A 15,337-nucleotide genomic window follows, 5' to 3' on the forward strand; every position below is an offset into this window, starting at 1 on the left:
ATGTCTTCTGCAGCCCAGCCCGACGTCCCCATCTGGTCGACGGTTCTGGACCGCCTCGCTGAGGACGAGCGGGTCACCCCGCAGCTGCACGGCTTCCTCAGCCTCGTCGTCCCCGCCGGGGTGATGAGCGGCGTGCTGTACCTCGACGTGCCGAACGACCTGACCGCCGCGCAGATCAACAAGCGCCTCCGCATCCCGATCATGGAGGCGCTGTCCAACGCCGGCGACGAGGTGACCTCGTACCGGACCGTCGTCAACCACGAGCTCGCCGACCAGCCCACCGCTCCCATCTCCGTCCCCGACTTCGCCTCTCCGGAGCCGGCGAGGCACGAGTCCCCGATCGAGCAGCCCACGCCGATCCGTCACGAGTCGCGGCTGAACCCGAAGTACACCTTCGACAACTTCGTCATCGGCCAGTCCAACCGCTTCGCTCACGCCGCGGCCGTCGCCGTGGCCGAGGCGCCGGCCAAGGCGTACAACCCGCTGTTCATCTACGGCGACTCCGGCCTCGGCAAGACCCACCTGCTGCACGCCATCGGCGACTACGCGCAGTCGCTGTACGCGGGCGTCAAGGTGCGCTACGTCTCCAGCGAGGAGTTCACGAACGACTTCATCAACTCGATCGCCAACAACCGCGGCGCCGTGTTCCAGGCCCGCTACCGCGACGTCGACATCCTGCTGATCGACGACATCCAGTTCCTGCAGGGCCGGGCGGAGACGCAGGAGGCGTTCTTCCACACCTTCAACCAGCTGCACGACCACAACAAGCAGGTCGTGATCACCAGCGACGTCGCGCCCAAGCACCTCACCGGCTTCGAGGACCGGATGCGCAGCCGCTTCGAATGGGGTCTCATCACCGACGTGCAGGCGCCCGACCTGGAGACACGCATCGCGATCCTCCGCAAGAAGGCGCAGAGCGAGGCCCTGCACATCCCCGACGAGGTGCTCGAGTACATCGCGACGGTCGTGTCGTCCAACATCCGCGAGCTCGAGGGCGCCCTCATCCGCGTCTCGGCGTTCGCGAGCCTGAACCGCTCGTCGCTGGACATCTCCCTGGCCCAGACGGTGCTGCGCGACATCATCGACACGGCCGAGGACAACATCATCTCGCCGACGGACATCATCACGGCCACCGCGCAGTACTTCAAGCTCACGGTCGACGACCTGTACGGCTCCAGCCGCTCGCAGCAGATCGCCACGGCCCGGCAGATCGCGATGTACCTGTGCCGTGAGCGCACGAACCTGTCCCTTCCGAAGATCGGTCAGCTGTTCGGCAACCGCGATCACACCACGGTGATGTACGCGTACAAGAAGATCAGCGAGCTCATGAAGGAGCGCCGCTCGATCTACAACCAGGTGACCGAGATCACCACCCAGCTCGGCCGCCGCTGACGCGGGAGCGCGCCTCCGCCCACAGGTGTTGTGGATAACGTGTGGAGAATCGCTCCCGCGCCCCCGCTCGATCACCGGTGTCTGTGGATAACTCGACCGGCGACGTGATCGGGACACAGCCCGGAAACCCGCGGATTCCTCAGGGATTCCACATCTCACACGCGTGTAGTTTCCTACTCGCGACTGATATCCACCGACTTATCCACACAATCCACAGCTGTTAACACCGTTAAGAGATCTCTCCCTGGTGAAGGGCTCTCCGATGACCAGAGACATGTGGATGCCGGGTCGGAGCGGAGACGGATGCGGGTCCGATGCAGGTCGGATGCGGTGTAGCGGGCGCTCCGCGTCGTACGACTAGCATGGGATGGCCTGCAGTGGGTCCACTGCGCTGCAACGACAACGAGGGAGCGCCCGTGAGGTTCCAGGTCAACCGCGATGTGTTCAGCGAAGCCGTGTCCTTCGTCGTCAAGCTGCTGCCTCAGCGCAACCCGCAGCCCATCCTCGCCGGCGTGCTCATCGAGGCATCCGCCGAGGGACTGACGCTCTCGGCGTTCGACTACGAGGCATCCGCGCGCACCACCATCGAGGCCTCGGTCGAGGAGCCCGGCACGATCCTGGTGCACGGGCGCCTGCTCTCCGACATCGCCAGCCGGCTCCCGAACGCCCCCATCGAGGTCGCGGTCGAGGAGGACGGCGGCATCGCGGTCACGTGCGGATCCGCGCGGTTCACGCTGGCGGCCATGCCGGTCGAGGAATATCCCTCGATCCCCGAGGTCTCCGGCTCCACCGGCGTCGTCCCCGCCGAGGATTTCGGCACCGCGATCGCCCAAGTCGCCTTCGCGGCCTCCCGCGACGACGTCACCCCCGTGCTCACCGGTGTGCAGCTCGAGGTCTCCGGCACCAGCCTGAGCCTCGTCGCCACCGACCGATACCGCGTCTCGCTGCGCGACGTGCCGTGGGATGGCGAGGGCGCGGAGCAGACCGCGCTCGTGCCGGCGCGCACCCTCACCGAGGTCGGCAAGACCTTCGCGCACGCCGGCAACATCGAGGTCGCCTTCTCCGGTGCTGGCGACCGCGAGATCATCGCGTTCACCGCCGGCAACAAGACCGTCACCTCTCTGCTGATCAAGGGGAACTTCCCGCCCGTGCGGCGCCTGTTCCCCGAGCAGACCGACCACTACGCGGTGATCAACACCGCCGACCTCATCGAGGCCGTCCGGCGCGTCTCCCTCGTGCTCGACCGCTCCGCCCCGCTGAAGTTCACCTTCAGCACCGACACCGTGACCATGGACGCCTCGGGCAGCGAGCAGGCCCGGGCATCCGAGTCCGTCGACGCGCACCTCACCGGCGGCGACGAGGTCACCCTCGGCCTGAACCCGCAGTACCTGCTCGAGGCGCTCAGCGCCGTGAAGAGCGAGTTCGTCCGCGTGACCTTCACGTCCTCGGAGAACGCCAACAAGCTCAGCCCGATCCTGGTGACGAGCCAGACCTCGGTGGACCAGGCCGGCTCCGACTCGTTCAAGTACCTCCTGCAGCCGAACCTGCTGCTGCGCTGACCCGAACCGCGCTTCGTCTCGCTCCGCCTGCGGCGGTGCTCCTCAACGGCCGCCGCCGGCCGGAGCGTCCGAGCCCGAAGGTAGGCTGATGCGGTGATTGTGGAGCACCTGAACCTGGTCGACTTCCGCAATTATGCGACCGCCGATCTCCGCCTGCATCCGGGCCCCAACGTGCTCGTCGGCCGCAACGGCCAGGGCAAGACGAACCTCGCCGAGGCGGTCGTCTTCCTCGCGATGCTCGGGTCGCACCGGGTGTCGTCGGATGCCCCGATGGTGCGCGACGGGCAGGAGTTCGCCGTCATCCGCGCCCGGCTCGCGCACGCCCAGCGCACCGTGCTCGTCGAGATGCAGCTGAACCGGCAGGGCTCGAACAAGGCGCGCATCAACGGTTCGCCGGCGAAGACGAACGAGCTCCCCCGCTACGCCCACGTCGTGCTGTTCGCCCCCGAGGATCTGCAGATCGTGCGCGGCGACCCGTCCGCGCGGCGCCGGTTCGCCGATCAGCTGCTCATCCAGCGCACCCCGCGTATGGCCGCAGTGCTCGCCGACTACGACCGGGTGCTGCGCCAGCGCACCGCTCTGCTCAAGTCCGCGCGCGCCCGCGGCATCCGCGGCGACGCGCTCACCACCCTCGACGTGTGGGACGACAAGCTGATCGCGCTCGGCTCCGAGATCATCCACGCGCGGCTCCACCTCGCCGAGGATCTGCAGCAGCCGCTGACGGATGCCTACACCGCGATCGCCGGCGCGGATCACCGTCCCGAGCTGGACTGGGCGCTGTCCGTCCGCGGCGGCGACCCCGAGGAGGACGCGCCGGCCGAATCCCAGGACGTCCGCGGCGACATCGAGGAGCTGTTCCGCGGCGCCCTGCGCACCAAGCGCGACACCGAGCTCGACCGCGGTCTCACCCTGGTCGGCCCGCACCGCGACGACCTCGTGCTCCGCGTCCGCGACCTGCCGGTGAAGGGCTACGCCTCGCACGGGGAGTCGTGGTCGGTCGCGCTCGCGCTGCGCCTGGCATCCGCCGAGCTGCTCCGGGCCGAGTCGCCGGCCGGCGACCCGGTGCTGATCCTCGACGACGTCTTCGCCGAGCTGGACGCCGACCGGCGGCGCCGGCTCGCCTCCCTCACCTCCGGGTACGAGCAGGTGATCGTGACCGCCGCGGTCGAGGAGGACATCCCCGACGCGCTGCACCGCCACGTGGTGCGGATCCACGCCGGGACGATCACGGATGAGCGCGAGGACGCGGGATGACCGAGCCGGAGACCCCCGAGACCGTCGCCACCTACCTGCGCCTGCGCGGGCTGAAGCCGAGCGCGAAGAACTGGAAGCGCAAGCGGCGCATCACCGACGACGACGAGAACGCGCCGTTCACCCCCGGCCGAGACCCGGGCCGGCTCGGCGACATCCTCGACTCCTTCACCAAGGAGTCCGGATGGGAGAAGACCCTCGCCGCCGAGGATCTGGTGCGGCAGTGGGCCGAACTCGCCGGCGCCGACACCGCGAAGCACTCCGAGCCGGTGTCGCTCGAGCGCGGCATCCTCACCGTGAAGTGCGATTCGACGGCGTGGGCGAAGAACCTGCAGTTCATGCGGGCGGTGATCCTCACCGAGATCGGCAGGCGGTATCCGGATGCCGGCGTGGAGAACCTTCGGTTCATCGGACCGGATGTCCCGTCCTGGAAGTGGGGACCGCGAGTCGTCCCCGGACGGGGTCCACGGGACACCTACGGGTAGGGCACCACGAAGGCACCCTGACGCGCTCAGAACGCCACACAAGGCGTTTGGCACGGCATCCGACCCCCGCGACCCACTAGAATGGACGGGCACCCCACGATCTGGAGAACGCCTTCTGATGACGCCTGAAACCCCCGCTGACGACAACGGATCGACGACCGGGGGCACCCCCGACCCTTCGACGGACTCAGGGTCCGGGGCAACGGGCTCCGGGGCGACGGGCTCCGAGGCTTCGGGCTCGGAGGCGAACGGCGCGGAGGCGAACGCGAAGCGCGTGCCCGGCGAGTACGGCGCCGACGCGATCCAGATCCTGGAGGGCCTCGAGGCCGTCCGCAAGCGCCCGGGCATGTACATCGGCTCGACCGGCCCGCGCGGCCTGCACCATCTGGTGTACGAGATCGTCGACAACTCCGTCGACGAGGCGCTGGCCGGCTACTGCGACACCATCGAGGTCACGATCCTCGAGGACGGCGGCATCCGCGTCGTCGACAACGGTCGCGGCATCCCGGTCGACCCGCACTCCTCCGACCCGACCAAGTCCACGGTCGAGGTGGTCCTCACGATCCTGCATGCCGGCGGCAAGTTCGGCGGCGGCGGATACGCGGTCTCGGGCGGTCTGCACGGCGTCGGCTCCTCCGTGGTGAACGCGCTCTCCACCCGGTTCGAGGTCGAGATCAAGCGCCAGGGTCACGTCTGGCGGCACAGCTTCGCGAACGGCGGCGTGCCGCAGCAGTCTCTCGAGAAGGGGGAGGAGACCGACGAGACCGGCACCACGATCACGTTCTGGCCGGACCCGGCGATCTTCACCGAGACCGTCGACTTCGACTACGACACGCTGCGCACCCGCTTCCAGCAGATGGCGTTCCTGAACAAGGGGCTGCGGATCACGCTACGCGACGAGCGTCCGGACTCCGCGTACGAGGTGGAGGAGGAGGGCACTGTCGTCCTCAAGCAGCCGGACGACGACTTCCTCTACGAGCGCGGCCTCGTCGACTACGTCGAGTACCTGAACCGGGTGCGTCATGCCGAGGTGGTCAACGACGAGGTCATCGCCTTCGAGTCGGAGGACACCGACCGGCGCATCTCGCTCGAGATCGCGATGCAGTGGACCACGGGCTACACCGAGAACGTGTTCACCTATGCGAACACGATCAACACGCACGAGGGCGGAACGCACGAGGAGGGCTTCCGCGCGGCGCTGACCAGCCTGGTCAACCGGTACGCCCGTGCGAACAACATCCTCAAGGAGAAGGAGGACAACCTCTCCGGCGAGGATGTGCGCGAGGGTCTCACCGCGGTCATCTCGATCAAGCTCGGCGAACCGCAGTTCGAAGGCCAGACCAAGACCAAGCTGGGCAACACCGAGGCGCGAGCGTTCGTGCAGAAGGTCGTGAACGACCAGCTCGGCGACTGGTTCGAGCGCAACCCGAACCAGGCGAAGAACGTCATCCGCAAGGCGATCGACGCGGCCACCGCCCGCATCGCGGCCCGCAAGGCGCGCGAGACCGCCCGCCGCAAGAGCGTCTTCGAGTCGGCCGCGATGCCCGACAAGCTCAAGGACTGCACCAGCAAGGACCCGTCGATCAGCGAGATCTTCCTGGTCGAGGGCGACTCGGCCGGCGGCTCGGCGGTGCAGGGCCGCGACCCGCACACCCAGGCGATCCTGGCGCTGCGCGGCAAGATCCTGAACGTCGAGCGCGCGCGCCTCGACAAGGCCCTCGGCAACAAGGAGGTCCAGGCGATGATCCAGGCCTTCGGCACGGGCATCGGCGAGGACTTCGACATCGAGAAGGCCCGCTACCACAAGATCGTGCTGATGGCGGATGCCGACGTCGACGGTCAGCACATCACGACGCTGCTGCTCACGCTGCTGTTCCGCTACATGCGCGGGCTCATCGAGGCCGGTTTCGTCTACCTCGCGATGCCGCCGCTGTACCGGCTGAAGTGGACGAACGCGCCGCACGAGTACGTGTACTCGGATGCCGAGCGCGATGCGCTGCTGCGCGACGGCCTGGCGAACGGCAAGCGGATCCCGAAGGATGCCGGCATCCAGCGCTACAAGGGTCTCGGCGAGATGAACGCCAAGGAGCTGTGGGAGACCACCATGGACCACACCACCCGCACGCTCCGCCAGGTGACCATCGACGACGCCGCGGCCGCGGACGAGATCTTCAGCGTGCTGATGGGCGAGGACGTCGAATCCCGCCGCACCTTCATCCAGCGCAACGCCAAGGACGTCCGCTTCCTCGACATCTGACAACCCCTACACACAAACACCACCGCTGCTCGTGAGCAGTGCCATTTGAACAGAACAGAGGGCGAAGGGATCTTCGCGGAGTGAGCATCGGGGTGGCGCGTCAGCGCCGGGGCCCCCGCTCTGCGAACGAAGCGAAGATCCTGCAGCCCGCGAGCAGCAGGCGATTCGTCCCGCTCCGCTCGCTCAACGACCGGATACGGACACATGACTGACGAAGAACGCCCCGACCCGAACGCCGCACACGAGCACGGCCGGATCGACCAGGTCGACCTGCAGGCGGAGATGCAGCGGTCGTACCTCGACTACGCCATGGCCGTCATCGTCGGCCGCGCCCTGCCCGACGTCCGCGACGGGCTGAAGCCGGTGCACCGCCGCGTCATCTACGGCATGTACGACGGCGGCTTCCGCCCCGACAAGTCGTTCTCGAAGTGCGCCCGCGTGGTCGGCGAGGTGATGGGTCAGTACCACCCGCACGGCGACTCGGCGATCTACGACGCCCTGGTCCGCCTCGTCCAGCCGTGGTCGATGCGCTACCCGCTGGCCCTCGGCCAGGGCAACTTCGGCTCCCCCGGCAACATGGGCGCCGCCGCCCCCCGGTACACCGAGACCAAGATGGCTCCGCTCGCGCTGGAGATGGTGCGCGACATCGAAGAGGAGACCGTCGACTTCTCCGACAACTACGACGGGCAGACCAAGGAGCCGGACGTCCTGCCGTCCCGCTTCCCGAACCTCCTCGTCAACGGGTCGGTGGGCATCGCCGTCGGCATGGCCACGAACATCCCGCCGCACAACCTGCGCGAGGTGGCGGATGCCGCGCTGTGGGCGCTGGAGCACCCCGACCTCCCGCGCGAGGAGCTGCTGGAGGGCCTGATCCAGCGCATCCCCGGTCCCGACTTCCCCACCGGCGCGCAGATCCTGGGCACCAAGGGCATCCACGAGGCCTACCGCACCGGCCGCGGCTCCATCACGATGCGCGCGGTCGTCGAGGTGGAGGAGATCCAGGGCCGCACCTGCCTTGTCATCACCGAGCTGCCGTACCAGGTGAACCCGGACAACCTCGCCGTGAAGATCGGCGAGCTGGCCCGCGACGGCAAGATCACCGGCATCGCCGACATCCGCGACGAGTCCTCCGATCGCACCGGCCAGCGCCTCGTCGTCGTCCTGAAGCGGGACGCGGTCGCGAAGGTCGTGCTGAACAACCTGTACAAGCACACCCAGCTGCAGGAGAACTTCGGCGCCAACATGCTGGCGATCGTCGACGGCGTGCCGCGCACGCTCGCTCTCGACGGCTTCATCATGCACTGGCTGGAGCACCAGCTCGACGTCATCGTGCGCCGAACCCGGTTCCGGCTGCGCAAGGCCGAGGAGCGGATGCACATCCTGCGCGGCTACCTGAAGGCGCTCGACGCCCTCGACGAGGTGATCGCGCTGATCCGCCGCTCCCCCACGGTCGACGACGCGCGCGAGGGACTGAAGAAGCTCCTCGACATCGACAATCTGCAGGCCGACGCGATCCTGCAGATGCAGCTGCGCCGCCTCGCGGCCCTCGAGCGGCAGAAGATCATCGACGAGGCCACCGAGCTCGAGGCGCAGATCGCCGAGTACAACGCGATCATCGCGGACCCGGCCCGTCAGCGCGCCATCATCCGCGAGGAGCTCACCGAGATCGTCGACCGCTTCGGCGACGAGCGCCGCACGCACATCCTGCACGGCTTCGACGGCGACATGTCGATGGAGGACCTCATCCCCGAGGAGGAGATGGTGGTCACCGTCACCCGCGAGGGGTACATCAAGCGCACCCGCAGCGACAACTACCGCTCCCAGCACCGCGGCGGCAAGGGCATCAAGGGCGCCCAGCTGCGCGCCGACGACATCGTCGAGCACTTCTTCGTCACCACCACCCACCACTGGCTGCTGTTCTTCACCGACAAGGGCCGGGTGTACCGCGCCAAGGCGTACGAGGTGCCCGAGGCCGGCCGCGACGCGAAGGGCACGCACGTGGCGAACCTGCTCGCGCTGCAGCCCGACGAGAAGATCGCGCAGATCCTCGACATCCCGGACTACAAGGCGGCCGAGTACCTCGTGCTCGCCACCCGCGGGGGACTGGTCAAGAAGACGCGCCTGGGCGACTACGACACCAACCGCCAGGGCGGCGTCATCGCCATCCGTCTGCGCGAGGGCGACGAGCTCGTCAGCGCGCTGCTGGTCGACAAGACCGACGACATCCTGCTCATCTCGCGCAACGGCATGTCGCTGCGCTTCAACGCCACCGACGAGGCGCTGCGCCCGATGGGCCGCGCCACCGAGGGCGTGAAGGGGATGAGCTTCCGCGGCGACGACACCCTGCTCTCGGCATCCGTCGCCACCGAGGACGGATACGTGTTCGTCGTCACCGACGGCGGCTACGCGAAGCGCACGGCGGTGTCGGAGTACCGGGTCCAGGGACGCGGCGGACTGGGCATCAAGGTCGCCAAACTCAACGACGATCGCGGGGTGCTCGCGGGCGGTCTCATCGTCTCCGAGGACGACGAGGTCTTGGTGGTTCTGTCCAGCGGCAAGGTGGTACGCTCTGCCGTGGCCGAGGTGCCCGCCAAGGGCCGCGACACCATGGGTGTCGTCTTCGCCCGGACCACAGCGGACGACAGGATTCTCGCGATCGCGCGGAACACCGAGCGCGGCCTCGGAGAGGACGAGGCGGAATCCGGCCCCGAGACCTCCGAGACCACCCCGACCCCTGAGGAAACAGACGCATGAGCACGGTAGCCGACAAGCTGGCGAAGAAGTCCACGCGCAAGACCACCGGCAAGCAGGTGCGCCTCCGCCTGGTCTACGTCGACTTCTGGTCGGCTGTGAAGCTGTCGTTCCTCGGCGCCGTCGCGCTGGCGATCGTCACCATGGTCTCCTTCTTCCTCATCTATCTCGTGCTGCAGGCGACGAGCGTGCTGGCCCAGGCCAGCGAGTTCCTGAGCACCATGACCGGGGGGGAGATCGAGCTCACGTCGCTGATCGGGCTGCCGCGGGTGATGGCGTTCGCGGCGGTCGTCTCCATTCTGAACCTCATCGTGTTCACGGTCCTGGGCGCTGTCGCAGCCGGCATCTACAACCTCGCGGTCAAGGTCACGGGCGGGCTGCTCGTGGGCTTCATGTCGAACTGACTTCTGCCTTTCGCTGACCCCGGGGGGTCGGGGCGGACGCCTTCCCTCCGCTCGCAGGTTCCGGGGGGTCGGGGCGGACGCCTTCCCTCCGCTCGCAGAGTGGGGCCCTCCGCCGCTTCGGGTAGGGGAAACCCGAGGGGGAGTGTGGGGGTAGGGCGGTGTCGCGGGGAGGACGGGCGGTCGTAGCGTGGGGGCATGACCACGAATCCGACGCCGTTGATGCCGCCCCCCGCAGGGGAAGCACCGCCGTCGCCCGTCCCCGCGGAAGGGCGTGAGGGCGGGAAGGCGCGGCTGCGCATCCTGCTGACGATCCTCGAGCTCGCCGCGCTCGGCGTCATCGGCTCCGCTCTGCTGGCGGCGTTCACCGCGATCCTCGGCCTCGGCCTGGGGCTGATCCTCGCCGCCGGCATCGGCATCATCCTGCTCGTCGGCCTGGTGTACGGCCTGTTCGGCCTGGCCTGGTTCGAGGTCGCCCGCGGTCGCCGCGCTCCCCGACACGAACGGGCTCGACGAGGCGGTCGCCTCCCAGTCCCCCGATCTGTGCATCCTGGACGTCCGGCTGCCGCCGACGTTCACCGACGAGGGCATCCGTGCCGCCCTGGCACTGCGCACCGCGCACCCGGGGCTGCCGCTGCTCGTGCTGTCGCAGTACGTCGAGGAACGGTATGCGGCCGACCTCATCTCCGCGCAGGCCGGGCCGCTCGGCTACCTGCTCAAGGACCGCGTCGCCGACGTCGCCGAGTTCGTGGAGTCCGTCGAACGCATCCGCGCCGGCGCCACCGTGCTCGACCCCGAAGTCGTCGCCCAGCTGCTCGCGCGGCGCAACCGCGACGAGCGGATGCTGCGCCTCACCGAGCGGGAGCGCTCCGTGCTCGCCCTGATCGCCGAGGGCAAGTCCAACAGCGCCATCGCCGGCCTGCTGTTCCTCAGCGAGGCCAGCGTCGAGAAGCACATCACCTCCATCTTCCAGAAGCTCGGGCTCGAACCCGAGGACGGCAACCGGCGGGTGCTCGCGGCGCTCGCCCACATCGAGAACAGCGGCAGCGCCGCACCGACCACTCCAGGAGGCACGCGATGAACGCGACCGGAACCACCAGAGCCGGGCTCACCACGATCACGGTCCTCACCGCCGTCGTGGGCGGGGCGGTGCTCACGACCACCGGTGCCTCGGCGGCCGTGACCGCCGGGTTCCAGCTGAGCAGCACCGACCAGACGCGCGCCGTGGACGTCGACGGCGTGGAGGCGATCGACGTCGAGGTCGGCGGCGCCGACCTGACCGTGCGCTTCGGCGACGGAGATCAGGCGCGGCTCGAAGTGAGCGGACCGGATGCCCGGGGCTGGTCGCTCCGCGCCGACGGCGGCGAACTCGTCGTGCACGGGCCCGACCGCGGCTGGAACTGGTTCGGTCCGGACTGGCTGCGCGGTGGCACCACCGCCACCCTGACGCTGCCCGCCGAGCTGGCCGGCGCGGATCTCGGCCTCGACCTGCAGGCGGGGCGGATCGATGCGGAGGGCGAGTTCGGCGTCGTCCGCATCGACGTCGGCGCCGGGTCGCTGAACCTGGAGGGCGCCGCGACCGCGCTCGACGCCGAGGTCAACGCCGGCCGCGCGGACATCAGCCTCACCGGCGTCCGCGAGGCGGACTACCGGGTCTCCGCCGGCCGCCTGCGCGCCGAGCTCACCTCGGCGCCGGATGCCGTCACCGCCGAGGTCTCCGCCGGGTCCCTCGATCTCACCGTGCCCGACGAGGAGTACGACGTGCGTCTGGAGCGCACCGCCGGGTCGATCGACAGCGAGCTTCGCTCGTCCCCGGACGCCCGACGGACCATCACCGCCACCGTCGCGGCGGGCAGCATCGACCTGCACCGGGAGGACTGAACGCCCCGATTCGGATTTTTCGTCGGCATCCGGTAACCTCTTGGAGGTTGACGGGGCTATAGCTCAGGCGGTTAGAGCGCTTCACTGATAATGAAGAGGTCCCAGGTTCAAGTCCTGGTAGCCCCACTCCGTTCGCGGAAACCCGCGGTCCCGCGCCGCACGGGGCCTTAGCTCAGTTGGTAGAGCGCTTGCTTTGCAAGCAAGATGTCAGGAGTTCGAATCTCCTAGGCTCCACACTGTGTTGAGACAGTTCGAGAAGGCCCCGCTCCGGCGGGGTCTTCTTGTCTCCGACGGCGATGCGCGACGAGGCCCGGAGCAGGATGCAAAGACAGGCTCCTGGAAAGGCGGCAATCCGCGTATTCTGACCGTCGTTGCTTTGGTGGATTGATCTTCGATTTGTGCGGTGTCCGGCCTCGGGCGGATACTCGTCACGCGCGCCGACCCCGCGCGAACCGCCATGAGCATCTCCCGCACCCCTGCGCTCACCCGCGTGAGCATCGTCGGACCCGGCCGGCTGGGCCTCGTCCTCGCCCGCGCGCTCCGCGCGGCCGGCGTCGAGGTGCACGGTCCGGTCGGCCGGGGTGAGCCGGTTCCGCCCGCCGAGGTCGTGCTGCTGTGCGTGCCGGATGCCGCGATCCCCGCGGTCGCGGCCCGGGCACGGCCCTCCGCGCGGCTGCTCGGGCACACCTCTGGCGCCGCACCGCTCGACGCGGTCGACTTCGGCTGGCATCCGCTGCAGACCTTCACCGGCGGCGAACCGGCCGAGGCGTTCCACGGCATCGCCTGCGCGATCGACGCGCACGACGACGACGGACTCGCGGTCGCCCGCACTCTGGCCGTGACGCTCGGCGCGCAGCCCTTCGTCCTCCCCGCGCACGCGCGTGCCGCGTACCACGCCGCCGCATCCTTCGCCTCGAACTTCCTCGTCACCATCGAGGACGCCGCCGAGCGGATGGCCGGGGTCGCCGGCATCCGTCCCCGCGAGGCGCGCGCCATGCTCGCCCCGCTGGTGCGCCGCACCGTCGAGAACTGGGTGGCGCACGGTGCCGCGGCGCTGACCGGCCCGATCGCCCGCGGCGACGAGGAGACCGTGGCGCGCCAGCGGACCGCCGTGACCGAGCTGCCCGAGCTGCTGCCGCTGTTCGACGCGCTCAGCATCCGCACCCGTGCGATCGCGGCCACGCGCTCCCCCGGGAGCAGGGAGGAGAACGCATGAGGATCCTGCGCACGGTCGCCGAGGTGCGCGACGCGGTGTCCGCCGCCCGCGGCGAGGGCCGCACCGTCGGGTTCGTGCCCACCATGGGCGCCTTCCACGAGGGACACCTCTCCCTGATGCGCACCGCCCGCGCCGCGCACGGCCTCGTCGTGGTCTCCCTGTTCGTCAACCCGACGCAGTTCAACGCCGCACACGACCTGAGTACCTACCCCCGCGACGAGGAGCGCGACGCCGCGCTCGCCGAGGCCGAGGGCGTCGACATCCTGTTCGTCCCCTCCGCCGCCGAGATGTACCCGGACGGCTTTGCCACCCGCATCCACGTGTCCGGCATCACCGAGGTGCTCTGCGGCGCGTACCGCGGACCCGAGCACTTCGACGGCGTCGCCACCGTTGTCGCCAAGCTCTTCGCCATCGTGGCCCCCGACGTGGCGTATTTCGGTCGCAAGGACGCGCAGCAGGTGCTCGTGGTGCGGCGCCTGGTGCGCGACCTGAACCTCCCGGTCCGGATCGACGCGTGCCCGATCGTCCGGGAGCCGGACGGCCTCGCGATGAGCTCGCGCAACGTCCGCCTCGATCCGGAATCGCGTGAGCGGGCGACCGCCCTGCACCGCGCCCTCGCCGCAGCCGAACGCGCCGCCGCGGCGGGCGAGCGCGACGCCGGAGCGCTCATCGCCGCCGCCCGCGCCGAGCTCGCGGCCGCCGGCGTCGAGCCGGAGTACCTCGAACTCCGTGACGCCCAGGACCTGCATGAACTGTCGCACGTCGAGGGCGAGGCTCTGCTCGCGGTGGCCGCGCACGTCGGCGGCGTCCGCCTCATCGACAACACCCTGCTGAGAGGAGACGCATGATGCGCCGCACCATGCTGAAGTCGAAGATCCACCGCGCCACGATCACCGGCAGCGACCTGCACTACGTCGGCTCGATCACGATCGATCCCGATCTGCTCGACGCAGCGGACATCCTCGAGCACGAGCAGGTGCATGTGGTCGACGTCGACAACGGCGCCCGCTTCGAGACCTACACGATCGCGGGCGAGCGGGGCTCGGGAGTGATCCAGGTCAACGGCGCCGCGGCCCGTCTGGTGCACACCGGCGACACGATCATCGTCATCTCCTATGCCGAGTACGACGGGGCCGAACTGCAGAACCACCGGCCGGTGGTCGTGCACGTCGACCGGAGCAACGCCGTCCTCGCGGTCGACGACGCCGTCGGCACCCTGCTCACCCCGGCGTCCGCATGAGCGCGCACGCGGAGGCGACCTCGCGCCTGGGTCTGGCCCACTTCCCCGCCAAGAAGGCGGCCGGCGAGCCGATCGCGATGGTCACCGCGTACGACCATCCCAGTGCGCAGGTGGCGGATGCCGCCGGGGTCGACGCCGTGCTCGTCGGCGACTCGGCGGCGATGACCGTGCTCGGCTACGACAGCACCGTCCCGGTCACCGTCGACGAGATGATCATGCTCGCCCGGGCCGTCCGCCGCGGGCTGCGGCGGGCGCTGATGATCGCCGACCTGCCGTTCGGGTCGTACGAGGCATCCGACGAGACGGCCGTCGCCACGGCGCAGCGCTTCGTCAAGGAGACCGGCTGCGACGCCGTCAAGATCGAGCGCGGCGGCACCTCCGTGGACCGCGCTCGGGCCATCGTCCGCGCCGGCATCCCGGTGATGGGCCACGTCGGCCTCACGCCGCAGACCGCCACCGCCCTCGGCGGCTACCGCGCGCAGGGCCGCACCGCCGCGGAGGCGGAGGAGCTGTGCCGGGCGGCGCTGGCGCTGCAGGGCGCGGGATGCTTCGCGCTCGTGCTCGAGGCCGTGCCGGCCGCGGTCACCGAGGCGCTCGTGCCCCTGCTGCGCATCCCGGTGATCGGGATCGGCGCCGGGCCGGCGACCGACGGGCAGGTGCTCGTCTTCCACGACCTGCTCGGCATCTACGACGGCCCCGCCGCCCGGTTCGTGAAGAGGTACGACGGGCTGCGCGAGCGGATGCAGGCGGGAGTCGCCGCCTACGTCGAGGACGTGCGGACCGGCGCCTACCCCGCGCCCGAGCACACGTACGGGATGCCGGATGCCGAGGCGGAGCGGATGCGGGAGTCGATCCGCTCCCTGTGACGAACCACCGACCCGGTGAGCGGATCATCGAACGCGGC

12 protein-coding genes, 2 tRNA genes and 1 pseudogene are annotated in these 15,337 nt (G+C 69.5%); all 15 read left to right on the forward strand.

What is annotated here, in order from left to right:
• The 15 genes and pseudogenes from dnaA (at position 1) to panB (ending at position 15,299) form a co-directional block, all read left to right on the forward strand.
• Entirely contained in the window at positions 1–1,392 is a 1,392-nt protein-coding gene (gene dnaA / locus JRG78_RS00005) for a chromosomal replication initiator protein DnaA (RefSeq protein ID WP_259606987.1), read from the forward strand.
• A gap of 416 nt (positions 1,393–1,808) precedes the next feature.
• Complete coding sequence (dnaN, locus tag JRG78_RS00010) at positions 1,809–2,951, forward strand: DNA polymerase III subunit beta (RefSeq protein WP_259606988.1); 1,143 nt, start codon at positions 1,809–1,811, stop codon at positions 2,949–2,951.
• A gap of 93 nt (positions 2,952–3,044) precedes the next feature.
• Positions 3,045–4,205 (forward strand): DNA replication/repair protein RecF, encoded by a 1,161-nt coding sequence (recF, locus tag JRG78_RS00015; protein ID WP_272653455.1) that lies wholly within the window; start codon positions 3,045–3,047, stop codon positions 4,203–4,205.
• Positions 4,202–4,687 (forward strand): DUF721 domain-containing protein, encoded by a 486-nt coding sequence (locus JRG78_RS00020; RefSeq protein WP_259606990.1) that lies wholly within the window; start codon positions 4,202–4,204, stop codon positions 4,685–4,687. The genes recF and JRG78_RS00020 overlap by 4 nt, the downstream gene beginning before the upstream one ends.
• A 118-nt stretch (positions 4,688–4,805) precedes the next feature.
• Positions 4,806–6,944 (forward strand): DNA topoisomerase (ATP-hydrolyzing) subunit B, encoded by a 2,139-nt coding sequence (gyrB, locus tag JRG78_RS00025; RefSeq protein ID WP_259606991.1) that lies wholly within the window; start codon positions 4,806–4,808, stop codon positions 6,942–6,944.
• A gap of 204 nt (positions 6,945–7,148) precedes the next feature.
• Positions 7,149–9,698, forward strand: coding sequence for a DNA gyrase subunit A (gyrA, locus tag JRG78_RS00030; protein WP_259606993.1), 2,550 nt, complete (start codon positions 7,149–7,151; stop codon positions 9,696–9,698).
• A complete protein-coding gene (locus tag JRG78_RS00035; protein WP_259606994.1) occupies positions 9,695–10,099 on the forward strand; it encodes a DUF3566 domain-containing protein in 405 nt (134 codons plus the stop codon). The genes gyrA and JRG78_RS00035 overlap by 4 nt, the downstream gene beginning before the upstream one ends.
• Before the next feature lie 478 nt (positions 10,100–10,577).
• Positions 10,578–11,177, forward strand: a pseudogene (locus tag JRG78_RS00040) (LuxR C-terminal-related transcriptional regulator); the annotation flags it as partial.
• A complete protein-coding gene (locus tag JRG78_RS00045; protein WP_272653456.1) occupies positions 11,174–11,977 on the forward strand; it encodes a DUF4097 family beta strand repeat-containing protein in 804 nt (267 codons plus the stop codon). The pseudogene JRG78_RS00040 and the gene JRG78_RS00045, both read left to right, overlap by 4 nt.
• A 52-nt stretch (positions 11,978–12,029) precedes the next feature.
• Positions 12,030–12,103: transfer RNA gene (locus tag JRG78_RS00050), tRNA-Ile, on the forward strand.
• A gap of 35 nt (positions 12,104–12,138) precedes the next feature.
• Positions 12,139–12,211: transfer RNA gene (locus JRG78_RS00055), tRNA-Ala, on the forward strand.
• A 223-nt stretch (positions 12,212–12,434) separates the two neighbouring features.
• Complete coding sequence (locus JRG78_RS00060; RefSeq protein ID WP_259606996.1) at positions 12,435–13,193, forward strand: DUF2520 domain-containing protein; 759 nt, start codon at positions 12,435–12,437, stop codon at positions 13,191–13,193.
• On the forward strand, positions 13,190–14,041 hold the full coding sequence (panC, locus tag JRG78_RS00065) for a pantoate--beta-alanine ligase (RefSeq protein ID WP_259606997.1): 852 nt from the start codon (positions 13,190–13,192) through the stop codon (positions 14,039–14,041). The genes JRG78_RS00060 and panC overlap by 4 nt, the downstream gene beginning before the upstream one ends.
• Positions 14,041–14,433 carry an aspartate 1-decarboxylase gene (gene panD / locus JRG78_RS00070; protein ID WP_259608217.1) on the forward strand — a complete coding sequence of 131 codons (393 nt, stop codon included), beginning with the start codon at positions 14,041–14,043 and terminating at the stop codon, positions 14,431–14,433. The genes panC and panD overlap by 1 nt, the downstream gene beginning before the upstream one ends.
• Positions 14,430–15,299, forward strand: a complete 870-nt coding sequence (gene panB, locus JRG78_RS00075) for a 3-methyl-2-oxobutanoate hydroxymethyltransferase (RefSeq protein ID WP_259606998.1) — start codon at positions 14,430–14,432, stop codon at positions 15,297–15,299. Before panD ends, panB begins: the two co-directional genes overlap by 4 nt.
• Positions 15,300–15,337 lie beyond the last annotated feature (38 nt).

This window comes from Microbacterium sp. EF45047 (assembly GCF_028472845.1).
GTDB lineage: Bacteria > Actinomycetota > Actinomycetes > Actinomycetales > Microbacteriaceae > Microbacterium > Microbacterium neungamense.

Bases quoted from the DNA above. Each gene is read 5' to 3' on its own strand.
- dnaA (WP_259606987.1), top strand. From the start codon at position 1: ATGTCTTCTGCAGCCCAGCCCGACGTCCCCATCTGGTCGACGGTTCTG.
- panD (WP_259608217.1), top strand. From the start codon at position 14,041: ATGCGCCGCACCATGCTGAAGTCGAAGATCCACCGCGCCACGATCACC.
- JRG78_RS00045 (WP_272653456.1), top strand. From the start codon at position 11,174: ATGAACGCGACCGGAACCACCAGAGCCGGGCTCACCACGATCACGGTC.
- JRG78_RS00020 (WP_259606990.1), top strand. From the start codon at position 4,202: ATGACCGAGCCGGAGACCCCCGAGACCGTCGCCACCTACCTGCGCCTG.
- panC (WP_259606997.1), top strand. From the start codon at position 13,190: ATGAGGATCCTGCGCACGGTCGCCGAGGTGCGCGACGCGGTGTCCGCC.
- gyrB (WP_259606991.1), top strand. From the start codon at position 4,806: ATGACGCCTGAAACCCCCGCTGACGACAACGGATCGACGACCGGGGGC.
- panB (WP_259606998.1), top strand. From the start codon at position 14,430: ATGAGCGCGCACGCGGAGGCGACCTCGCGCCTGGGTCTGGCCCACTTC.
- JRG78_RS00035 (WP_259606994.1), top strand. From the start codon at position 9,695: ATGAGCACGGTAGCCGACAAGCTGGCGAAGAAGTCCACGCGCAAGACC.
- gyrA (WP_259606993.1), top strand. From the start codon at position 7,149: ATGACTGACGAAGAACGCCCCGACCCGAACGCCGCACACGAGCACGGC.
- JRG78_RS00060 (WP_259606996.1), top strand. From the start codon at position 12,435: ATGAGCATCTCCCGCACCCCTGCGCTCACCCGCGTGAGCATCGTCGGA.